This is a genomic window from Clostridium sp. AF12-41, from assembly GCF_003461685.1.
Taxonomy (GTDB): domain Bacteria; phylum Bacillota; class Clostridia; order Lachnospirales; family Lachnospiraceae; genus Otoolea; species Otoolea fessa.
Map to the genome: position 1 here is coordinate 673,814 of NZ_QTXO01000001.1, position 23,515 is coordinate 697,328.

Annotated in this window: 20 protein-coding genes and 1 riboswitch; all 20 genes read right to left on the reverse strand. The window is 51.6% G+C overall.

Annotated elements, in window-relative coordinates; genetic code table 11:
- Window positions 1-187: 187 nt before the first annotated feature.
- Window positions 188-1,174, reverse strand: coding sequence for a diaminopimelate dehydrogenase (locus DWV73_RS02960; RefSeq protein ID WP_117795607.1), 987 nt, complete (start codon window positions 1,172-1,174; stop codon window positions 188-190).
- 250 nt (window positions 1,175-1,424) lie between these two features.
- Window positions 1,425-3,290: an ABC transporter ATP-binding protein gene (locus tag DWV73_RS02965; RefSeq protein ID WP_106999992.1), complete on the reverse strand. Its 1,866-nt coding sequence runs from the start codon at window positions 3,288-3,290 to the stop codon at window positions 1,425-1,427.
- The gene (locus tag DWV73_RS02970) at window positions 3,287-4,969 is read right to left on the reverse strand and encodes an ABC transporter ATP-binding protein (RefSeq protein ID WP_117795802.1); all 1,683 of its coding nucleotides are present in this window, start codon (window positions 4,967-4,969) and stop codon (window positions 3,287-3,289) included. Before DWV73_RS02970 ends, DWV73_RS02965 begins: the two co-directional genes overlap by 4 nt.
- 105 nt (window positions 4,970-5,074) lie before the next feature.
- Window positions 5,075-8,302: an SNF2 helicase associated domain-containing protein gene (locus DWV73_RS02975; protein WP_117795609.1), complete on the reverse strand. Its 3,228-nt coding sequence runs from the start codon at window positions 8,300-8,302 to the stop codon at window positions 5,075-5,077.
- 22 nt (window positions 8,303-8,324) lie between these two features.
- Entirely contained in the window at window positions 8,325-10,094 is a 1,770-nt protein-coding gene (gene argS / locus DWV73_RS02980) for an arginine--tRNA ligase (RefSeq protein WP_117795611.1), read from the reverse strand.
- A 196-nt stretch (window positions 10,095-10,290) separates the two neighbouring features.
- Window positions 10,291-11,067, reverse strand: a complete 777-nt coding sequence (locus tag DWV73_RS02985; RefSeq protein ID WP_242995716.1) for a peptidoglycan recognition family protein — start codon at window positions 11,065-11,067, stop codon at window positions 10,291-10,293.
- Between the two features lie 305 nt (window positions 11,068-11,372).
- Window positions 11,373-11,930, reverse strand: a complete 558-nt coding sequence (gene efp / locus DWV73_RS02990) for an elongation factor P (protein WP_022358740.1) — start codon at window positions 11,928-11,930, stop codon at window positions 11,373-11,375.
- A gap of 70 nt (window positions 11,931-12,000) precedes the next feature.
- Window positions 12,001-12,132, reverse strand: coding sequence for a hypothetical protein (locus DWV73_RS13065; protein ID WP_270228417.1), 132 nt, complete (start codon window positions 12,130-12,132; stop codon window positions 12,001-12,003).
- Window positions 12,133-12,168: 36 nt separating this feature from the next.
- Complete coding sequence (locus tag DWV73_RS02995) at window positions 12,169-12,684, reverse strand: YqeG family HAD IIIA-type phosphatase (RefSeq protein WP_107000417.1); 516 nt, start codon at window positions 12,682-12,684, stop codon at window positions 12,169-12,171.
- Window positions 12,684-13,181 carry a transcriptional regulator NrdR gene (gene nrdR, locus DWV73_RS03000; RefSeq protein WP_117795612.1) on the reverse strand — a complete coding sequence of 166 codons (498 nt, stop codon included), beginning with the start codon at window positions 13,179-13,181 and terminating at the stop codon, window positions 12,684-12,686. The genes DWV73_RS02995 and nrdR overlap by 1 nt, the downstream gene beginning before the upstream one ends.
- Before the next feature lie 122 nt (window positions 13,182-13,303).
- Window positions 13,304-13,555 (reverse strand): YlmC/YmxH family sporulation protein, encoded by a 252-nt coding sequence (locus tag DWV73_RS03005; RefSeq protein ID WP_106999996.1) that lies wholly within the window; start codon window positions 13,553-13,555, stop codon window positions 13,304-13,306.
- Window positions 13,556-13,642: 87 nt separating this feature from the next.
- Window positions 13,643-14,566, reverse strand: coding sequence for a hypothetical protein (locus tag DWV73_RS03010; RefSeq protein WP_117795806.1), 924 nt, complete (start codon window positions 14,564-14,566; stop codon window positions 13,643-13,645).
- A gap of 5 nt (window positions 14,567-14,571) precedes the next feature.
- Entirely contained in the window at window positions 14,572-15,801 is a 1,230-nt protein-coding gene (locus tag DWV73_RS03015) for a sirohydrochlorin cobaltochelatase (protein ID WP_106999997.1), read from the reverse strand.
- A gap of 41 nt (window positions 15,802-15,842) precedes the next feature.
- A riboswitch (cobalamin riboswitch) is annotated at window positions 15,843-16,020 on the reverse strand.
- A gap of 297 nt (window positions 16,021-16,317) precedes the next feature.
- Window positions 16,318-17,079, reverse strand: coding sequence for a hypothetical protein (locus tag DWV73_RS03020; RefSeq protein WP_147341922.1), 762 nt, complete (start codon window positions 17,077-17,079; stop codon window positions 16,318-16,320).
- 86 nt (window positions 17,080-17,165) lie between these two features.
- Window positions 17,166-17,867 (reverse strand): (d)CMP kinase, encoded by a 702-nt coding sequence (gene cmk / locus DWV73_RS03025; protein WP_117795616.1) that lies wholly within the window; start codon window positions 17,865-17,867, stop codon window positions 17,166-17,168.
- Between the two features lie 23 nt (window positions 17,868-17,890).
- Window positions 17,891-19,156 (reverse strand): NAD(P)/FAD-dependent oxidoreductase, encoded by a 1,266-nt coding sequence (locus DWV73_RS03030; protein ID WP_117795619.1) that lies wholly within the window; start codon window positions 19,154-19,156, stop codon window positions 17,891-17,893.
- 37 nt (window positions 19,157-19,193) lie between these two features.
- A complete protein-coding gene (locus DWV73_RS03035; RefSeq protein WP_227589675.1) occupies window positions 19,194-19,610 on the reverse strand; it encodes a VOC family protein in 417 nt (138 codons plus the stop codon).
- A 177-nt stretch (window positions 19,611-19,787) separates the two neighbouring features.
- Window positions 19,788-21,296 carry a polyphosphate:AMP phosphotransferase gene (gene pap, locus DWV73_RS03040; protein ID WP_117795621.1) on the reverse strand — a complete coding sequence of 503 codons (1,509 nt, stop codon included), beginning with the start codon at window positions 21,294-21,296 and terminating at the stop codon, window positions 19,788-19,790.
- A 52-nt stretch (window positions 21,297-21,348) separates the two neighbouring features.
- A complete protein-coding gene (locus tag DWV73_RS03045) occupies window positions 21,349-21,849 on the reverse strand; it encodes a DUF3783 domain-containing protein (protein ID WP_117795623.1) in 501 nt (166 codons plus the stop codon).
- Between the two features lie 234 nt (window positions 21,850-22,083).
- Window positions 22,084-23,187, reverse strand: a complete 1,104-nt coding sequence (locus DWV73_RS03050) for a hypothetical protein (RefSeq protein ID WP_117795625.1) — start codon at window positions 23,185-23,187, stop codon at window positions 22,084-22,086.
- Between the last annotated feature and the right edge of the window lie 328 nt (window positions 23,188-23,515).

Sequence of the window (23,515 nt, forward strand, 5' to 3'; positions counted from 1 at the left end):
GTAGCCGAAGGACATTCAGATCCTCCAGCTACCGCTTGATTCTTTTTGTATCTTCTCTTTAAATCGTTGACCAGCTTCGCCGGTTTCCAGTTAACGCCGTCTTTGCATACGCCGTGCGTCACAGAATCCATCTTGTCATGCAGATCTTCTGCATTCCAGACGCTTTCTATTTTTATTTAATAAATTTTTACAGATACTTCTTCCGCAGATCTGCCCCACTCTCTGCCGACAGATACGCCGGTGCCACATCAAAGACGGTCTTGCAGCCTTTCTGGCCTTCCTGGTTCATCTTGTATGCCGCGCGTGCGTATGCCACGATGATGGAGGAAGTAAATTCCGGGTTGGAATCCAGCTTTAAGCTGTACTCGATGATATGGTGGTTCTCTTTGTTCCAGCCGGTCTTACCGCTGCGGAGTACGAAACCACCGTGCGGGAGACGGTTGTGATCGCGTTTCAGTTCTTCTTCGGTGATGAAATGAACCGTTGTGTCATAATCAGAAAAGTAGTTCGGCATGGTCTTGATCTCATTCTCGATCTTTGCCTGATCCGCGCCCTCTTCTGCCACAACAAAGCACTCTCTGGTGTGTTTTTCGCGGGTGGTCAGCTCTGGGCTGCTGCCGCTTCTGACTGCCTCCAGTGCACTCTCAACTGGGATTGTGTACTGTCTGGCATCCTTGACGCCCTCGATCCGGCGGATCGCATCGGAATGTCCCTGGCTGACGCCCTTGCCCCAGAATGTATAATTTTCGCCCTCCGGCAGGCATGCAGCTGCATAGAGACGGTTCAGGGAGAACATACCCGGATCCCAGCCAACGGAGATGATGCCAACCTTTCCGGATTTCTGTGCGGACTCATCGACTGCTGCGAAATGCTCTGGAATCTTTGCATGGGTATCGAAGCTGTCCACTACGTTAAACCACTGTGCATATTTCGGGGTCTGGACCGGCAGATCTGTAGCCGAACCGCCGCAGAGAATCAAAACGTCGATCTCGTCTTTCTTCGCCTCTGCCTCATCTACATGATAAACCGGTACGCCCTCGGTCAGGATCTTGACCGTTTCCGGCGCACGCCGTGTAAATACTGCTTTCAGTTCCATATCCGGATTCTGGCGGATCGCACACTCCACGCCGCGTCCCAGATTTCCATATCCTAAAATTCCAACTCGGATACTCATAGATATTCCTCCTCACGGTACGAAATTTGCCACGGATCCATCTCGACTTTCCAGGTTCCGTGACTCGATTTTACTTAAAAATTTCGTAACCGTTCAGCACCTTCACAGTCACGCGCAGTAAATGTGCAGACCCACTGAACAGTTACAAAATTTCAAGTGTTCCCATTATACACTAGATCCATCCGTTTTTCAATATAGGTGAGTTCACGCGTACAGGAAACAAATTCTCATTTAATTCTCAACGAAAGCCTTATTCCAGCTCCTTCATTCCGGTATACAGCTCAAAATACCGCCCTTTCTGCGCCAGCAGATCTTCATGGTCGCCGCGCTCAATGATCTGCCCGTGCTCCAGCACCATGATCGCATTGGCGTTGCGGACTGTCGAAAGCCGGTGGGCGATGACAAAGGTCGTCCGGTCCGCCATCAGCCGGTCCATGCCGTGCTCGATGTGCTTCTCCGTCCGCGTATCGACCGAACTCGTCGCCTCATCCAGAATCAGGATCGGTGCTTTAGAAACTGCTGCCCGCGCAATGTTTAATAGCTGGCGCTGTCCCTGGCTTAAGTTTGCACCGTCGCCCTCCAGCATCGTGTCATACCCATCCGGCAGACGCATGATAAAGGAATGCGCCGATGCCGTTTTTGCCGCCTCAACAACTTCTTCATCCGTGGCATCCAGCCGCCCGTATCGAATATTTTCCCGTACCGTGCCGGTAAAAAGATGCGTATCCTGCAGAACCATCGCGATATTTTCCCGCAGCTCCTTCCGGTGCATCCGGCGGACATCGACGCCGTCCACCGTGATCGAGCCGCCCTGTATATCATAAAAACGGTTGATCAGATTCGTGATCGTCGTTTTTCCGGCTCCCGTCGAGCCGACAAAGGCGATCTTCTGTCCCGGCTTCGCATAGAGCGAAATATCCTTCAAAATCACCTGCCCCGGCTCATAGCCGAAAGTCACATGGTCAAGCACCACCTCACCGCGGATCGGCGCGATCGAAACCGCATCCGACGCATCTGCCGCCTCTGGTTCCGCATCCAGCACTGCAAACACGCGCTCCGCGCCTGCCAGCGCCGAAAATACGTTTCCAACCTGCATGGAAAGCTCGTTGATCGGTCTGGAAAATTGCCGCGAAAAACCTAAAAATACGGTCAGTCCACCGACATCAAAGTTCCGGAACACACAGAGCAGACCGCCAATGCAGGCTGTCAGTCCATAATTTAGCTGGCTTAAATTGTTCATGACCGGTCCCATCACACCGCCGAAAAACTGAGCCCGGATCTGTTTTTCTTTCAGATCCGCATTGAGCCATCCAAATTCTTCCTCTGCGATCTCTTCATGGCAGAATACCTTGACGACCTTCTGCCCCTGCACAGTCTCCTCGATATAGCCGTTCATCGCGCCAAGCGCCGCCTGCTGAGCAGAGAAATATTTCTGGCTCCGTCCGGCAACAAATTTACCGGCACGCAGCATCACCGGCATCATGGCAAGCGTAATCACCGTCAGCCACACGTTCGTGTAAATCATCAGGACCAGCGTTCCCACAATACTGAGTGCGCCGGATAAAAGCTGCACCAGCGTACTGCTGAGCATCATGCCGATCGTATCCACATCGTTTGTAAAACGGCTCATCAGATCGCCGTTGCTGCCGGTATCATAAAACCGGAGCGGAAGCGTCTGCATATGGTTAAACAGCTCTTCCCGCAGCCGCTGCAGCGCGTTTTGCGCCACCTGCAGCATGATGCGCGACTGCATATAGGAAGCGGCAACGCTGACTAAATAAACCGCTCCCATCACGCACAGGGAACGGAACAGCCCCGCCACATCGCCCCGGCTGCCATCTAAAGGCACAATATACCGATTGATGATCGGGCGCAGCATATAGGCGCCCACCAGATTCGTCACCGTCCCCAGGATCACACAGAAAAAGGCGGCTGTCATCGCCATCCGGTCGCGTTTTAAGTATGAAAGCAGGCGCAGCATCGTCTGACCGCCCGCCTTGGGCTTTCCGCCCTTCATGACCGCCATCCGTTCCGGTCCCCGGCGGCGTTTCGGCGCGTCGGCTATGCGGCTGCCATATCGGCGTTTCAGGCTTTCAATCTGTTTTTCATCCATCATGCCATCCCCTCCCCGTCTGCCCGTTTTCCATATTGCGTCTCATAGATCTCCCGGTACGCCTCACAGGATGCCAGCAGCTTCTCCTGCGTTCCCTCTCCGATAATCCTGCCGTCCTCAAGGACGAGAATCCGATCCGCGTATTCCAGCGAACTCAGCCGCTGTGCGATAATAAATTTCGTCGTATCTTTCAAATCTTCCCGGAATGCCGTCCGGATCGCCGCCTCCGTTGCCGTATCGACCGCACTGGTGCTGTCGTCGAGAATCAGGATCTTCGGCTTCTTTAAGAGTGCCCTTGCGATGCACAGCCGTTGTTTCTGACCGCCGGATACATTGACGCCGCCCTGTCCCATCTCCGTTTTGTAGCCTTCGGCAAACGAATTCACAAAGGAATCTGCCTGCGCATACACTGCTGCCCGCCGCACTTCTTCCTCCGTCGCCGTCTCATCACCCCAGCGCAGGTTTTCCTCGATCGTGCCGGAAAACAGGACGTTTTTCTGTAAAACCATGCCAACGCCGTCCCGGAGATTTTTCAGGGAATACTCCCGCACATCGATACCATCCACCCGCACACTCCCCTCTGTCACATCATAGAGGCGGGGAATCAGCTGTACCAGCGACGTTTTTCCGCTTCCGGTCGCACCGAGGATGCCGATCGTCTCTCCCGGCTCTGCCGTCAGGCTGATGTGGGATAGAACCGGCTCACCGCCAGCGCGGTAGGAAAAGGAAACATTCTTAAATTCCACGCGTCCTTTCTCAACCTTCCGATCCTTCTGTGATGCATTTTCATCGCTCAGATCAATCGGCTCATCCAGCACCTCATCGATTCGCCGGATGGACGCCATCGCGCGGGAACTCTGCAAAAATACCATTGAGAGCATCATAAGTGACATCAGAATCTGTACAATGTAGGTCGTAAATGCCGTCAGATCCCCGACCGCCATCCGTCCGCCGATAATCAGGTTTCCGCCGAACCAGACAACTGCCAGTGTCGTCACATTCATCGCGAACATCATGACCGGCATCGTCGCAATTACGATCTTCAGCGCCCGCAGCCCTGCCTCCTTGAGCTCCCGGTTCGTGCCGGCAAACCGCTTTTCCTCGTAGTCTTCCCGCACAAAGGATTTCACCACCCGCACGTTCGTCAGCACCTCCTGGATGCCGCTATTGAGTGTATCCAGCGCTTTCTGCATGGCCGTAAACCGCGGGTATGCAGTCCGTAGGATCCAGACGATCGCCGCCGTCAGAAGCGGAATCACCACCAGGATGACAGCTGCCAGTTCCGCATTCATCCAGAACGCCATCACAAGCGCCCCCAGAAACATGCCCGGCGCGCGCAGCATCATCCGAAGTCCCATCATAACCAGGTTCTGTACCTGCTGGATATCGTTCGTCAGACGGGTTACCAGTGATCCCGTGCTGAACGTATCGATATTTTTAAATGAAAACTGCTGCACTCTGGCAAATAAGTCGCGGCGCAGATCGCTGGTAAAGGAAATCGACGCCTTCGCTGCAAAATATGCCCCCAGAATGCCGCCTGCCGCCATCAAAAAGGAGGTAATCGCCATCACAAGTCCCATTTTGAGAATGTATCCGCCGTCTTTCTGCGCCACGCCATGGTTAATAATCATCGACATAAATTTGGGCAGCAGAATCTCACCCAGCACCTCCGTTACCATCATGAGCGGTCCCAGAATAAAGGCGCTCTTATATGGCAGTATATATGATTTGTATCGTTTCCATTGCTTCACGCTTTTTCCTCCTGCCCGTTATTTCTGCAAATTTTTTTATGGATTCTGTTCAAACAGCTCCATCAGTTCATTCTGGCTCAAATCGCCCAGTGAAACCATTCCCTCTGAAACCACCTGCGCCGCCAGCGCAAGCTTCGCATTCTGCAGCTTCAAAAGATTTTCTTCTATCGTATCCTTTAAGATCAGTTTGTATACCGTGACCGGCTTTTCCTGCCCAATCCGGTACGCGCGGTCGGTCGCCTGGTTCTGCGCTGCCACATTCCACCACGGATCGTAATGAATCACGATATCCGCCGCCGTCAGGTTGAGTCCCGTTCCCCCGGCTTTCAGGGAAATAAGGAACACCGGAACCTCATCCGAGGCAAACGCCTGCACCATCCGGCTGCGTTCTTCCTTCGGGGTCGCGCCGACCAGAAGATGGGACGAAATGCCCTCTTGTAAAAGGCGTTCCCGAATCCGCTCCAGCATCGAGGCAAACTGGGAAAAGAGCAGGATCTTATGTCCCGCCGCAGACGCCGATGCGATCAGCGAAACACAGGTCTCCAGCTTCGCCGATTCCCCCGTATAATCTTCAAAACAGAGTGCCGGATCGCAGCAGATCTGGCGCAGCCGCATGAGCTGGGAAAGCACTTCCAATTTTCCATTACCCGACCACGCGCCGCCAGCCAGCGCCTCTTTCAGTTTCAACGCCGACGCCGTATAAAGCTTCTGCTGCCGCCCCGACGCCGCCGAATAAACGATCCTCTCTTCCTTGGTCGGAAGCTCCCGCAGCACATCCTTTTTCAAGCGGCGCAGGACAAACGGTCCCGTCATCCGCCGCAGTGCCGTCAATGCTTCCGGATCCTGATTTTTCACGATCGGCAGCTCATACCGCTCACGGAACTTCCGGTAACTGTATAAAAATCCCGGCATCAGGAAATCAAAAATGCTCCAAAGCTCGCTGAGCCGGTTTTCCACCGGCGTTCCCGTCAGAGCGAAACGGGCATTCGCCGAAATCTCCTTTACCGCCTTCGCGCCCTGTGTCTTTGCATTTTTAATGACCTGCGCCTCGTCAATAATCTCATATTCAAACGTGCGTCCCAGATACGCCTCCCGATCCCGTTTCAACAGATCATAGGACGTGATGATCACCTGCGCCCCCTCAGACGCCTCCATCCGCATCTGCTCCTCCAGCTGTTCCTGCCGTTCTTTCGCCGTCCCGGCAATCAGAAGCACGCGGATCCCCGGCGAAAACCGGGCAAATTCCTGTCCCCAGTTGTAGACGAGCGACGCCGGGCAGACGATCAAAGACGGAAGAGGTAATTCTGACCCACTGCCTTCATTTCCAGCCGCTTTCTGCTCGGTTTTTTCCTGATAAAATGCTGTCAGAAGCGCAATCACCTGCAGCGTTTTTCCCAGTCCCATATCATCTGCCAGGATCCCGCCGAAATGATACCGCGCCAACGTCCGCATCCACGTATATCCGATCTTCTGGTATTCCCGCAGCGTCTTTTCCAGCACCGCCGGAACCGCATAGCTGACACTCTGCGCCGTTTTTAGATCGCGCACCATCATCCCGTAGGCTTCATCCCGCTGAAACAGTTTCATCCTGCCGTCGCCCGAGAGACTGTCCAGATAAAAAGCACGGTAGGCAGGTATCTTCGCCTCCCCCGCCTGAAATTCACTCTTTGTCAGTCCCAGATCCGCAGTCAGGCTGTCAAGCGCCTGCAGACCGCCGCCCGAGAGCTGCAAAAATTCGCCATTTTTCATGCGGTAATATTTCTTTTTTTGGCGGTATTCACTGAGTACCTGCAAAAGCTCCGCCGGGTCGATTCCCGCCGTCTCAATCTTCAGATCCAGCCAACCGCCTCCAAGAGAAACCCCCATCGACACTTCCGGCGGGGGCAGGACGCGCAGATGGCGGACAGACTCTGACAGCCATACCTCTCCCACCTCCTGAAACTGCGGCATTCCCTCGCTCAGAACCTGGTACAGCGCTTCTTCATCCCCGCGGATCACCAGCTCGCCGCTCTCATCCTCCCAGTAAGAGAAGTACCGCGTGATCAGGCGGCTGATATAAAATTCCGCCGGTACATCCCGGCAGATCTCCCGCGGAACATGCTCGTCCGCCAGCGGCGAAAACGTAAAATCTCCATAGGAAAGCGTCGGACGCAGACGCAGCTCGTCCGGCGAATCACTGTCAAACTCAAACCGGGCTTTCAACGCCTCTGGGCGGTATTTCTCCCAATCGATCTCCGGACTCTGCAAGATCCCAAGTGCCTCCATGCCTTCCAGCACCCGCGCATAAAAGAGCGGAATATCCCGGCTTCCAACCAGCAGCTCCCGCTTCTCTTTCCGGCTTCCACACTCTCTTCCGCCCTGTTCCATCTGCTCCAGGAAAACGCCCATCGTTTCTGTATACAGTTCACTGCATCCAAACAGATGCAATCCATCTGCCACATACAGACGCTGTTCTCCCCGGAACGAAGTTAGAGCCGATGGAACCGTAACCGCAATTCCATCGCCCCTTGCTTCCACCTCCACCGGGAAACGCGGATCCTTGCGCTCAACCCGGCACACACGTTCAGCACCTTTCTCGTCCTCCGTCTGGACTTCTTTTCCCTCTAAAAGATCAAACAGCCGATCCCTCGCTGCAGATCCCAGCGTTAACGCCCGCATCACCGGAAGCGGCAGCCCCGCATGACCGCGCATCTCCTCATAATGGCGTATGTAGGCGTCCGCCTCCTCCAGCAGAAGATCTAAAAATGGGCGGCTTTCCGGCGCAAAGGCAGACGGGACGTGTTCAAACGCCATGCCTTTTCCGTATTCCACCCGTTTTCCGCTGTGAACCGCCTGTGCAAATTCCAGCAGGTTTTTCACAATATACCGTTTTTCCCGTCCGATCCGTGCCTCCAAAAGCACTTCGCCGCGCCGGATCTGTAAATAGGGATGCAGATAGACCGGTTCCCGCTCTTCCTCGCCCAGAATCCGCGCTACTTCCCGGTTCGTGTACTCCCGGATCATCATCCGGATCTCCGGCGAAGTCGAAACCGGCGGTGTATGCTCGGCTTTCTGCTGGCGGGCAAACGCCTCCTGAAGCGCTTTTGCATGCACGCAGGGACCCCGGAATGAATTTCCCTCCGCACAAGAACAAGAGTAGTCATAGATCTGACTACCCTTGATAAAAATTCTTGTCTGATATACCTTTGTCTCATCCTCAATCTGTCCCTGTACCCGTACTTCGCCCTTCCAGAAGGTATCTACGGACATTTTTATTATTTTCATGAGGATTCCTCCATATTACAGATTACATGTGTTCCGGCGATTCCATTCCGAGCAGATCCATACAGGTATCCAGCACCCGCTTGGTCAGCGTGATCAGGCTGATAAAGGCTGCCTGCTTCGCTGTGTCCTCCTCGGAGAGGATCTTATTTTCCAGATAGAATGCATTGAACGCATCCGCCACTGCCGCCATGTATTGGCAGAGCTTATGCGGCGCCGTCTCGTAGAATGCAGATTCTGTCACCTCGCCGAAACGACAGAGCGCCATCTGAAGTGCTTTCTCTGTCTCGCTCTCAGCCGGACGGATCGGAACCACTTTAGCATCCGCACCACACAGTTCCTTGTATTTCTCCAGAATGGACTTGATGCGGACGATCATATACTGGATATGTGGACCTGTATTTCCCTCGAAGGAAATAAAGCGGTCTACATCGAAAATGTAATCTTTGGTCGCCTGATTCGAAAGATCGGCATATTTAAGTGCCGCCAGACCGACAATCTCCGCCGTGCGTGTCATCTCATCCGCCGGAACCTTCTGCTTCTCCTGAATCTTCTCATATACCTTCTCATCGATATTCTTGATCAGGTGCTCCAGACGCATAACACCGCCCTCACGTGTCTTGAACGGACCACCGTCCTTGCCGTTCATCGTACCGAAGCCCAAGAAGATCATCGGTGTATCTTCTTTGACGATGCCCGCCTTCTTCGCCACACGGAATACCTGGATAAAATGAAGCTCCTGGCGTTTGTCTACAACGTAAATGTAGCGGTCCGGATGGAAATCCTGCTCACGTTCGATGATCGTCGCCAGATCGGAAGTCGCATACAGCGCCGCACCGTCGGATTTGCGGACGATACAAGGCGGATATTCCTTCGCATCCCCTTCCTGTGCGATATCGACAACCAGCGCGCCATCGCTCTCATAGGCGAGACCCTTTTTCTGTAAATCCTCGATCAATCCCGGAATATATGGCTGCGCGTCGCTCTCGCCCTTCCAGAGGTCGAACGATACATTTAAATTGCCATAGTTCTTTTTCAGATCCTTCAAGGACACATTCATGATATGCTTCCAGATCGCATAGAACGGTGCATAGCCGCTCTGCAGCTTGAAGGTCGCCTGCTGTGCCCGCTCACGGAATGCCGCATCTACCTTGGATTTCGCGCTCGCTGCCGGATAGATATCCTCCAGCTCGGAGATCGTAAACGGCGGCTCCGACGGATACTCGCCGGTATAATCCGGATCAAAATATACCAGATCCGGCTGACGGTCATGCAGCTCCTCGATGATCAGTCCCATCTGCAATCCCCAGTCACCCAGATGCACATCGCTGATGACATGGTGTCCCATATAGCGGCTGATGCGCTTGATACTCTCTCCGATGACCGCGGAACGTAAGTGTCCGACATGCAGCGGTTTTGCTACATTGGCACCGCCGTAATCGATAATGATCGTCTCCGGCTTCTCAGCTGCGTTGAGTCCCAGCTTTTCATCCTCTGCCACCTGCTGTACATAGGATGCCAGGTAGCACGGATTCAGACGGATATTGATAAATCCTGGCATCACAGCGTTGATCTCGGAAAACATCTTGCTTCCGGCTGTCTTTTCCACCACCTCATTGGCAATATCGATCGGTTTCTTTTTATACGCTTTGGCAGCTGCCATCGCGCCGTTACACTGATACTCGCAGAGATCCGGGCGGTTTGATACCGTTACGCGGATGTACTTCTCATCGTACCCGCAGCCGGTAAACGCCGGTTTCAGTTCTTCCACGATCAAATCTAAAATCGTTTTCATACTAGATTCCCTTTCATAATTTATATCGCATATTTTCAAGAATGCCTCTGCATTCTTGCTGCGAGATGCGCGTCATGCAAAGCATGACATATTTCTTTTGCGCATCTTAAGCAATCCTGCCGGAGGCTATATCAGATGGGAGCCCCACTCCCACCACTGATACTAATTTGCTCCTCGCCACCTGAAGAGGTGGGAGTCATCTCTCATCTGATATATCCTTCCGCATTGCCTTTTTCACATCCTTGCGGAACTGCTTCCAGGCATCCTCATGATCCACGAAATACTTCGGGCACGCCTTTCCAGTTACGTCATAATGACGGATCACGTCCTTCGGACTTAAATCGAGCTGTTTGCACAGCCATGCGGTCAGTTTTACCAGCGAGTCATACGTCTCGTCTGTGAACTTTCCGTCCGCCGCCGGATGGCAGCACTCGATTGAAACGGTGTCCGCATTCCTCTCATTGGAGGCATATGCCTTCTCCCCGACCGGAACGCACTCGATGATCTCGCCGTCCAGGCCGATCACGAAATTGCTGCTAACAGAAACGGTGTTACTGCCGCTCTGATCTTTCAATCCCTCAAAATAATCATGGTTCTGCTGTGCCGTCGTCCCAGGATTTGCCACATAGTGAATCACGATCCCGTTGATGACCGGGATATTCGTCCCCGGTCTGGAATATCGGTTGACCGTGAGAAGCTGCTCATCTACCCAGTTGGGCATCTCGATCGTGGATGGATCGATCAGCTTGCGGATTGTTTTCCCGCGCAGCGTCCAGCCTGTCCCCACACCTAGGAGGAAAATAAGCAGACACAAAAACAGCCGCATCATCACACGGCGCTTCTTCTGCTGCCTCGTCCTCTCCCGGCGGATTGCCGTCTGCCTGCCGGATGTACGCCTCTTCCTGCCACCAGATCTTCGGCCCAGCTCATCCTCTTCCCCCAGACGCAGACGGTCTTCTCTTCCGTTCTCCATATTTATCACTCCCCATGAGCACTGCTCACTCTGAAGCTGCTCTCTGAGATGAACCAACGGACGCGTCATAGACGCCTCCCCGATATGTTAAGCAAAAAAACTGCTGTAAAATCTCGACGTTTCCTCCGGATCTTACAACAGTTTCTCTGCTTGCTACTGTTCATGCGCTGCATAACCAGCAAAGGAAAATGCCTGCCACAAACAGTAATCTCTGTTTCCAGTCAGAAACCTGTCAGTGACACGACTGCCTCCCTACAAGGGTACAAACGGTATCGTGAAGACCTTTCTGACGTATATGTTATAACTTAGACTCTGGACAGATATTCACCAGTACGTGTATCGATCTTGATCTTATCGCCCTGGTTTACGAATAACGGTACATATACAGTAGCGCCAGTCTCTACAACTGCCGGTTTGGTAGCGCCTGTAGCAGTATCGCCCTTGAAGCCCGGCTCTGTATCTGTGATCTCAAGCTCTACGAACAGCGGCGGTTCTACGGAGAATACCTTGCCGTTGTAAGAACAGATCTTGCACATCTCGTTCTCTTTTACGAACTTGAGTGCGTCGCCGATTGTCTCCTGGTTTAAAGCTACCTGCTCATATGTGTTTACATCCATGAAGTTGTATAAGTCGCCATCGGAATACAGATACTGCATATCAACTCTGTCGATTCTGGCAGACGGGAACTTCTCGGTCGGACGGAAGGTTTTCTCTACAACGCCGCCATTCATTACGTTCTTAATTTTAGTACGAACGAACGCAGCTCCCTTTCCCGGTTTTACGTGCTGAAATTCCATGATCTGGTATACGTTGCCATCAATCTCCAGTGTGATGCCGTTTCTAAAATCGCCCGCTGATATCATAAATGATGCTCCTCCTTGAAAATACTCGCTTTATCTTTTTTATTTTATACTATAAAATCCTCTTTTTCAACTACTTTTTTGAAAACACAGGGCACATCATGTCAATTCCGCCCCTTATTTTTCTAAAATTGCCGATATTTTTTCTGAAAACAACTGATTTTCCACCGTTTCCGGCACTCCTGTCAGCATCCAGTTCTGCCACTTGGCAAGCTCTTTCAAACCGTTCAAAAACACCCAACTACAAACTTCCGCTATTTTTTTCCTGTCTTCTCACATAGAACCACAGGACAATTTTCTCCAGATACCGCTTTAACACGATCTGGATCTCTTCCTTCGGATTGATCGGCTTTACAAGAATCGAATAGATGCCTGTCCGCCTCGCCCCGTACACATCCGTAAAGAGCTGATCCCCGACAAACATCGTCGAGCGCTCGCCCGTTCCCATCCGGCGCATCGCCTGCCTGTATCCGCTGCGCTTCGGTTTTCTGCCCTTGTAAATATAATCCGAACCTACCTGTCCGGCAAACGGGGCGACCCGCGCCTCCTTATTATTCGAGAGCAGACAGGTGTGGAACCCGATCGCCCGCAAACGTTCAAACAGCTGTACTGCCCGCTCGTCCGCCGGGGCACCGTGCGGCACCAGCGTATTGTCAATATCAAATATGATACCCCGCATTCCCTTCTGGTAAAACTGCTCATACGGGATATCATACGCAGAATCCAGCCATTCATCCGGATAAAACGCATTTCCCATCATCTGGTCTCTTCCCCGTTCTTTCCAGACTCATACGACGGCACATTCCGCTGCTGTATCTTCTGCAGTTCCTCCATAAATGTATCGACGTCTTTAAACTCCCGGTATACCGATGCAAACCGCACATAGGTAACCACATCCAGATCCTTTAACCGCTCCATCACAAGTTCCCCGATCACCGCGGTCGAGATCTCCCGTTCTTCCCGGTTAAATAAATTGTTTTCCACATCGTCGATCAACGCCGAAATCTGTCCCGGAGAGACTGGGCGCTTGTGGCAGGAATGCAGGATTCCTGCCTCTATCTTCGCCCGGTCGTACATCTCCCGGGTATTATCCTTTTTGACAACCATCAGAGGGATTGTCTCAAGTTTTTCATATGTGGTAAAACGCTTTCCACAAGTCTCGCACTGTCTCCGGCGTCTGATAGAACTGTTATCATCCGCAGGCCGTGAATCGATTACTTTCGTGTCAGCCGCGTTGCAAAATGGACACTTCAATCGCTCTTCCCCTTTTCTGGTTTTATTGATATGCCCCCGCCAAGTTTTCATAACATATCATACTTATTATAATATCGCAGGAAGTGCGCTTCTGCAAGCAGAAGTTTTCCGCTACTCCTTCTTTATTCTTTCTTTTCTCTCTCTTCTTTCAGCCTCACTAGAATAATGTCATCCCCTATCTGGCAGATGTCGCAGAATGGAATTATGTACTCTTTTTCCCGCCCCAGAAAGCCCCAGACACAGCCCGGTCCCGGCACGATGATCGCAAGCATTTTTCCCGTGCTGATGTCAAAATCGACGTCGCCCACAAAACCAAGGCGCTTGCAATCTTTTACATTTATAACTTCCCGCTGTTTGAGTTCACAGATACGCATAGACATAAACCTCCCGGATCCTTCTGTAATCAAAATATGTACAAAAGGACCGGGAGGTTCTTCCTGGACAGGTATTTTTATCTACTTTTATTTCGTAACTTCTGATAACGTCACGCTGTCAAAATGCAACGTATAATCAATCAGATGCGGCTGGCTCATCGCCACCGTCAAGGCACTGACCGCTACATCCTCATCCAGCGTTACCGGAATCTGGAACTCGGAATTGCCCTCGGTCTGGATCGGATCATACTGCACGTCATCCACCAGCATATACTCATAGTTCGGGCTGCTCCAGACAATATCGGCAGTCACCTTTCCATCCTTGACGATAATGGTCGCCGGGCTGTCCACCGATGCTCTGCCGGAACCTCCCTGCAGGGTTACCTCACAGGTATAAGTGCCGTCTGCCACATCTGCAGTCTGCCCTGTCGGTTTCTGGGCATCTGCCGCATCATCGCTATTCTCCGTCTCGGATGATGCCGCTTCCGCGTCCTCTGCCTCTCCGGAAACCGGATTTTCTACCCTTACTTTGTGGTCGTACCAGGTGCCCTTCTTACCAATCAGAGCCAGGTCAAATTCTTCTCCGAGCGCCGGAACCGGCACATCGAAGCCGTTGACCTCCTCGCTCAGACCGTCGCTGTAAGTAACCGTGTCCACGGTTGGCTGCAGCCAACCGGCTTCATCTTCCTTGGCTTCGTCCGCAGTACCCAGATACAAATTCACGATATTTTTCGAGGTCAGGCTGATATGGAGTGTCGCCTCGCCATCCTTGACCGTCAGGACGCCTTTTCCATTTTTCGATTCATTGACCTTGAACATACTGCTGTCCGTCTTAAAATCGACGGTGTAGACGCCGTCTGCAAGGTCAATGCTGCTCTTTTGATCGGCATTCTCGGTTTCTGCGCTCTCTGTCTGCGCCACGGTGTCAGCTGCGTCCTGTTTCTGTCCTCCGCACGCTCCGAGAAAAGCGGCAGCAAGCAGAAGCGCCGCTAAATTCAATTTCTTTTTCATATACATTATTTCGCAATAGAATCAATGGCTGTCCGTGTATGAGCAACATAGAATGATTCTACCGCTTTAATTCTGCCCAGACCGGAAATCTGAGTATCTACCTTGTCAAATGCACCTGATGCCTCAAACTGGCTCTTCCAGGAATCATCATCATCGCCTGCCATATCGTTGTTTGCGTGATCACCTGCAACTACCATCAGCGGACGAAGAACGACGTTCTTATAACCAGCTGCCTTCACTGCCTCGATAACAGACTCACAGGAAGTCTCTTCCGGCTCGCCCTCTACGGTACCGATAAATACGTTGCTATATCCAAGATTCTGCATCTGGGTCTGCATCTGGCTGTAGGTTACCTTTGCAACGTGTGCGGTACCATGACCCATCAGAACGAATGCGGTTCCCTGATCGGCTGCGTCAGCTGCATCTTTAAAACCAGCTTCCGAAGCTTCTTCTGCTACAACTGCTTTTGCAACTGCCTCTTTATCTGCATTGATAACGGTTGCATCGTCGCCAACCTCACCTAACAGCGGCTCTGCGACAGCTACCTGCTCGAATTTATCCTGATACTTCTCGATCGCCTCAACCATCTCGTCGTACTCAGCACCGTGCATGAGGTGGGTCGGCTGGACAACCAGCTCTTTAACTCCGTTCTCCACGGCTCGCTCCAGTGCCTGATCCATATTGTCGATGCACTCGCCGTCACGAGCCTCAACGTGGTTGATAATGATCTGTGCGGTAAATGCACGGCGGACTGCCCAATCCGGGAATGCCTCCTGGATGGAATCCTCGATACTCTTGATATCTTTCACACGGCTGTCGTTGAAGGAAGTACCAAAGCTGACTACCAGGATCTCCTTGTCGCCAATCTCATCCTGATTGCGCGGATCGTCCAGGCTCGCGTCGCCGGTATCACGACCAAAATAATCTGGATCTGCGTTCTCGCCTTCTACCAGCTCCTTCTGCTCGTCAGTCAGGGCATCCCATGCCTCTTTGGCTGCCTTGCACTGCTCATCCGTGTCATCGGTGCGCTCCTGTACATAGATGTCATCGATCAGCTTTGCCACCTTATCTGCTGCTTCCTGATCGGAATCGGCGCTCTCAGCTGCCTCGGTCTCTGCCTCAGAAGCCGCCTCCGTCGAGGTTGCCTGGCTGGATGTACTGCCGCCGCAGGCTCCAAGCAATACGGACATCGTAACTGCCGCTGCACTTACAACTACTTTTTTGTTTTTTCTCATGTTTTCCTCCTTGTGTGACTCGCACAAAAATAGTTTTAACTGATATGTTCACGACAGCCGGCAGGTTTCCTGGCTTTCGGGTCATCATGCACGCCGCGCCTTCTCACTTTCGCAATGGCATCTGCGGCGCCACTCTCCGGTTCACAGTGACGAGATCGCACAGGTTTTGCACCTGTTTCCCTTTTACCCCCTGTCCATGCCTGCCAATCCGAGCAATCTGACTGATCTGGCACAAACAGCGGCACCCACTGCCCATATCAGCTTGTTTCATTATAGATGGGGTATGTTTAAAAGTCAATTTATCCCGGAAATTATATTGAAAAAGAATGTGCCTTGGCACATTCTCGCGCCGAGCGCGGTCGCTTGCGACATGTTTCTGCTTCGCGCGAGTGCGCATCATTGGCACGTTAGTGCCTTTTTGTGTAATAGGGAGTTCCAAGGAATTTCCTGTTACACAAAAAAGCACCTCTCATCCGGATAAAAGGTGCTCTCCTCCTCTTAATGATTTTATATTTTTTATGGCATAAATTTCCGGTAAATCGAAATAATTTTCTCATTCTTCACCGTCACAGCCGTGTTGTATGGCTTAAACTCCCCGATCAGCCGATCACGGATCGCGAATAATTCTTCCGCGGTATACACCTGCGGCGGTGTATCCGGGTCAGAATCATCTGTCAGGACAAAGTTCTCATCCATCTGCAGCGTAACCTCTCCCAGCTTATGGTAACTTCTCCCGACTGCCATCTCCGAGCCATAAAAGGAATCCTCCTCTACCATTCTCAGCTCTTCTCCCCCCTGTGCCGGACCGCCATTGATCTCGATCCGCCCAGACTCCTGTCGGTCAATCGAAGTAATGAGACATTCTTTCCCATCGATAAGCAGCGTATCTCCCGCCTGCAGTTCATCGATATCTGCCTTATGAAAATGCTCATAGTCATAGACCGTCAATGTGATGATAACATTGCTTTCATCCTGATGGATCTGCTGCGGTTTGAACCCAGCTGCAAAGGTACAGTTGTCAAAATGCGTCATATTGAGGGTTTCCCGGACTGGTTCAACCGTGAGCGGTTCCGTCCGCTCAGTTTCCTGCGTTTTATCCCGTTTGGGCCGCTCCTGCGCCTGATCATTTTCAGCCACAGCCTCACGGATCGCCCCCTGGCTCTCCTCATCGACAACCCCTTCCTGTGTGGCTGTCTCCGATGCCGCGCCCGCACAGGCGGTCATCCATACACTCATCCCAAGTGCTGCGGCGATCCATGTTTGTTTCAATCGTCTCATGTTTGCTGCCGCCCCTTTTCGGCTTCTCCTTTTTCCTGGCATTTTCGTAACTGTTCAGTACCTTCACAGTCACGCGCAAAAATCCATCAAAAATTGCCTACGGCAATGGGATTTTTCTGCTTTTTCTTCGCCGCCTCAACCAGCTTCTCCATCTCCCGCATTACCTCTTCAAAATTCAACGCAGAAGTATCCAGTAAAATGGCGTCCTCCGCCTGCTTGAGAGGCGACAATTCCCGGTGCATATCGCGGTAATCGCGCTCGATGATATCCTGCTCGATCGCCTCCAGGGAACAGCTTTCCCCGCGTTCGGTCAGCTCTTTATAACGGCGTCCAGCTCTCACACGGCTGCTCGCGGTCAGATATACTTTCAGGGTCGCATCCGGCAGAACCGCCGTTCCGATGTCCCGGCCATCCATCACGACATCCCGGCGTCCGGCTAATTCACGCTGCAGCTCCACCAGTTTTTTGCGGACCGGCGCATAGACAGAGGTATTCGAAGCCATATTTCCAACCGCCTCCGTCCGAAGCTCGCTGCTGACATTCTCCCCATTTAAATAAACCTGCTGGATCCCATTTTCATATTCCAGTGAAATGGAAACCGTCTCACAGGCGCGTCCGATCGCCGCCTCATCATGGCTGTCGATGCCCTGGCGCAGAAAATACAATGCCATCGCCCGGTACATCGCCCCCGTATCTACATAAATATATCCATAATCTTCCGCCAGCTTCTTTGCCACTGTGCTCTTCCCAGCCCCGGCTGGTCCATCAATCGCTATATTAATCGGCATTTCGTTTCCCCTTTTTCATATCGTTATAATTCATGATTTTCCGCTGCGCTCCGTCCTGCCAGCACACCGGTCGACCACGCAATTTGTAAGTTGTAACCGCCCGTGACTGCATCGAGATCCAGCACTTCCCCAGCAAAATAAAGCCCTGGAAGCTTCTTCGACTCCATCGTGGATGGATTAACTTCTTTTACCGTCACACCGCCCTGGGTAATGATCGCCTCATTGAAACCTCGCAGCCCGGTCAGCGTCAGTGTAAAATGCTTTGTCACCTCCGCCAGCCGTCTCCGCTCTTCCTTCGTCACGGCGTTGACCTGCTTGTCCGGCTCAATGCCGCTGCGGCGAATTATGACCGGTATCAGTTTTGATGGGTACAGATGGTTCAGCGCATTTTTAAACTGTTTATTCTTCTCCACCTCAAAATCGCGCAGAATCCGCGCATCGAGCTGTTCCATGGAAAGCGCCGGTTTCAGATCGAGCATCAGAGTCAGCGGACCCTTTTTCAGTTTTTTCGCTGCATAACTGCTGGCACTCAAGAGTACCGGACCCGAAACGCCGTAATGGGTAAACAGCATCTCACCAAATTCACGGTAAACCTCTTTCTTTCCATTTAAAATAGCAGCTTCCACGTTCCGCAGGGAGAGTCCCTGCAGCTCCTTCACATCTTCCTTCGTCTCAAACGGAACAAGCGCCGGCGAAAGTTCCGTCACCTTGTGCCCTGCAGCCTCCGCAAACCGGTAACCATCGCCGGTTGAGCCGGTCGTCGGGTAGGACAAACCGCCCGTCGCCACGATCACTGCATCCGCAGCTATGTAGGAGCCCTTTTTCCCACGCTCATTACCGCCCTGCGCCAGAATCACACCTTTTAATACACCATCCTCCAGCCACAGTTCCCGGACTCCCTGATTCAATTCTACTTTCACGCGCAGTTCCCGCAGCCGTCTTGCAAACGCCGATGTCACATCCGATGCCCGGTCAGACACCGGAAAGACACGGTTGCCGCGCTCCACCTTAACATGACAGCCGTTCGCCTCCAGAAAATTCTTCATATCCTGGTTACTAAAACCGTAAAATGCACTGTATAAAAAGCGGCTGTTTGTCACAACACTGTCAAACAGGCCTTCCATATCACAGTCATTCGTCACATTGCAGCGCCCTTTTCCCGTGATATAGATCTTTTTTCCCAGTTTCTCATTCTTTTCATAGATCGTTGCCGCGCAGCCATTTTCCGCCGCCGCAATCGCAGCCGCCATGCCGGCTGCCCCGCCGCCGATCACGATTATTTTTTTCATATTGCTATCCTTTTCGTTTTTATATCGCCTGATGCTATCAATCCTGTACCAGGTGGATCGCAAATCCGCCGACTTCTTCTTTAAAATAGGCGAAAATACAGCGCCCCTGCTCATCAAAGCGCTTCGTCTCTTCCCGAAGCGTCATACCGCGGTTCACAAAGTATCGGATCGCCGCCTCGCAATCATTTACGCCAAAGCCAATATGGCCGTAGGTTCCGTGGCTCTCCACCTTCATATTTTCCGTCAGGTCACCGCTGAACACAGCTTTCTCCGTCTCGCGCGGCATCAGCCCCATCAGGCGCGCCAGTGTCTCAGCAACCTCCCAGGCCTCGTCTTCCGATTTTGTATTGATTCCCACGTGTTTTACGTGCATATGAAATAATTCCATCGGGGTTGGATCCCCCGCATGCTCTGCCATAAATGCTAGTGTGCGCTCTTTTGCTGTCTGCTCCATTTTGTCCGCTTCCTTTCTATCGCTACACTTAACGCAAAGTTACACAAATGTTTGTGTTTTTCAAAATTGCCGTCTTTTTCTTTAAATATTGATTTTACTGTATCTTACGAAGAATTGCAACCGCGCTTCTTCATATTTCCACACATGATTACCAAATCGGCCGTCCGCTTCTTTCTATCACTTACGCAGCTTTTTTACCTCACGGATCTTCTCCTCCATCGCCTCCACAACCGTTTCCAGCACCTTGACGCGCGCGAAATATTTGGAATTTCCTTCTATGATCGTCCACGGGGCATAGGTAGTAGAGGTCCGCACCAGCATCTCATTGACTGCCTGCTCGTATGCGTCCCATTTTTCACGGTTGCGCCAGTCTTCGTCCGTGATCTTCCACTGTTTTGCCGGAGCCTCCATGCGCTCCTTAAAGCGGCGTTCCTGCTCATCTTTATCAATATGAATCCAGAATTTCACGATCACCGCGCCAAAATTCGCCATGTGCTCTTCCATCTCGTTGATTTCCTGATATGCCCGTTTCCAGTCCGCCTCACTGCAGAAGCCCTCGATCCGCTCCACCATCACGCGCCCGTACCAGGTGCGGTCGAAGATCGCAATATGCCCCGCTTTCGGCATCTCCCGCCAGAAACGCCACAGATAATGGTGTACCTTCTCCACATCATTCGGTGCCGCCGTCGGATTGACCTTGTAGCCGCGTGGATCCAGGTGGCTTGTCAGGCGCCGGATCGCACCGCCTTTTCCCGCCGCATCCCAGCCTTCAAAGCCGATCACCACCGGAATCCGCAGCCGGTACAGCTCGCCGTGCAGCACCTCCAGCTTTTTCTGCAGCTTATCCAGACGTTCCTTATATTCCTCGCGTGTCAGTGTTTTCGTCAGATCCACGCCGGAAAGCACGCCATTTTTAAACCGCTCATCTGGAAGTTTGACCGGCGGATGCACCGCCCCTTCCTCGCGTTCCATTCGGCGGCGGTTCAGCTCATACTCCAGCCGGTCTGTGACGGTGGATAAAATCTTGACTGCCGCATAATTTTTATCAGTCGCTTCCACGATCGTCCACGGCGCGTACCCGGTATCCGTCCGCTGCAGCATTTCCTCATTCATCTCCAGAAATGTATCGTAATCCTTGTTGCGCTTCCAGTCCGCCTCCGTCACACGCCACGCAGTCTCTTTGCTTTCTTCCAGCCGTTTAAAGCGCTTTTTCTGCTCGTCCCTGGAAATATACAGAAACAATTTGATCAGAATCATGCCGGAATCTGCCAGCTGCTTTTCAAATGAAAGGATATCCCGGAACGCCCCGTTTAGCTCCTGCCGCTTCGTCTCTTTGTCAAACCGGTCAACGGTAACCTTATCGTACCAACTCTTGTCAAAGATCATCATTCGCCCATCTTCCGGTGTCTTCGTCCAATACCGCCAGAGAAATGGACGCATCCGTTCCTCTTCTCCCGTCTCCCGGCTCGCATAAACATCAAAGCCGCGCGGATCCAGCGGCTGGATCAGGCGGTTGATCTGCGTTCCCTTACCGCCTGCCCCGAAGCCGTCAAATACGATGACAACCGGGATCTTTTCCGCCTTACAGGCGCGCTGCAATTCTCCCAGCTTCACATCCATCTCTTCCCGAAGCTTCTTGTAGTTTTCCTTATCCACTGATTTATTCAAATCTACTTTTTCCAGCATCTTTCCACCTCCACATCAAGCAGTAAAATGACCTTTCACCAATCCCATGGCATCACAATGCTTCGTCTTTACCTTTCCCCGTCATCATCTCATGCTCTTTTTTGATCTCTTCGTATAATTGTACCGAATCCCACTTCATATTATACGGTGTCAGGACTGCTTTATAATCAATCCGTCCGACTCCCTTTTTTCGGAGTGCATAGATAAATGCATCGATCTGGGCGGAAGAAAAGCCTGCCATGATCGCCATCTCATCCGAGAAATCCATTTTCCTGGAAGAATCATTCTCCGGCACTTCTCGCTGCAGCCTCCCGTCTGCCTGTTTCTGCGCGGTCCCTTCTTTTTGCGTTTCCTCCCCGGCCTCTATTGCCTGTCCGGCTTCCCTGAGGACATCCTCATTCAGTCCTTTCACACCAGCCAGCACGCCCACCGGCAGCCCGTACTCCTCCTTTTTCACTGCCCTTAAACGGAATCCCAGCGGCATAAGCGCCTGCTGCACCTTCATTTTTCTTTTGGAATCAGTAAAATTATACAATAATACAGTTGGTTTCATCGTAATTTATCGATTCTCCTCTCTGTTTCTTATTCCCGCCTCATCAATTCTCCGGCTTCTCAATATGATTCTCTATTATATCCTTTTTCTCCCCTTCTGTGCAAGAAAAACAAAAAACAGCGGCATCAGCCACTTGCTTTCGCTCGTCCGCTGTCTGCCGCTGTCTGATTTTTATTTCATTTATGTATGTTTCCGCATTTCAGATTCTCTTCCGGTCTGCAGTCGGATATCTCCTTAGTGAAGAACACCATTTGCATCCGCTATCATACCGTTCGGAGCTACCATGTTAGTCCAGAGTGCTCCGCTATTCAGGTCAAACAGATACCATGCGCCATCGATGAACTGATAGCCTGTCTTTCTTGCACCGCGAGTGCCGTCGGATACCGGATTCAGATAATACTTGTACGGTCCAATCTGCTGCCAGCCGGTCAGCATCTTGCCTCTCGTACCATCGGATACCGGGTTTAAATAGAACCAGTTATTATCAGTATAGATCCAGTCTGTATCCATGAATCCGTTTGCATTCAGATGATACCACTCATTATCAACATATACCCAGTTGTTCTTAACCGGTACACCATTGATGTAGTAAGACCAGCCGTAAATGCTGTTTACCCACTGACCATTCGCATTTGCCGGAGTGGAACCACCAGAAGAATTATCGGTCGGAGGTGTACCTGTATACACATCTGAAGAATTCATATAATATTCATCGGACTCGTCACTCCACTCACCCTTATCGCTTCCGTCAACCGCGCGCACCTTAAAGGTATAATCGCCGGATTTCGTCATGTATGGGTAGAAATTGTAGCTTGTGCCTGTAGTTGTAACAGTCGTTACGGTAGAACTGTTGCGGTACAGTTTAACTTCATACTTGCTTGCATACGATACGCTGTCCCAGGTTGCGGTACGATTGCTCCAGCTAAGATCTTCGACCGTATCCAAATCGCCGTCAACAGCTGACATCGTAATCTTAACTTTCCACTCGCTCTTATCGCCAGATCGCTTCGTAACTTTGTAAGCCGACTTGGTTGCAGAAAGCTTTGTGCCGGATAACTGATAACCGTCCTTTGCCTCGATCGTCAGGTAGATGACCGGCTTATCACCTCTCTCCCACTCGCTGTCGTCATTGTCAAACTCCTGCTCGGTAATCTCAACATTACCCTTCGTAACTTGTACATCCGGATCCCCGATGCTGTCGCCCGCTTCCGGTTTCGCATTGACACGGAACTTAACTTCCGAGATCTTTTTGTCAGCCGCGTATGCCGGAATACTCATAGCCAGTGCCGCCATGATAGCAAGAACGGAAACCGCCGCTGCCTTCAGGTTATGTCTCATATCCCATCCTCCTTTTTTAATGTACTCTCGCGTACAAAATCTTGTTTCCATTATAACAAACATATCCGCCTGCGTCAAAATAAACTGTCGGTATTTTCAAAATTTTCCCCTTGTTTTTTTGAAGTAGATGTCTGCTTTCTGTTATTGACAGGATAGCACACTTTTATTACCTGAGAATAACTTTTTGTTTAAGGTTTTCTGACATTTTCGTCAATGGTAGAATTTATATCATAATTGATATTTCCTGTGACATAAAAAAGAATGTACCTTTTTGTGTGATGGGGAATTCCAAGGAATTTTCTATCACACAAAAAATAGACCGGGGCAG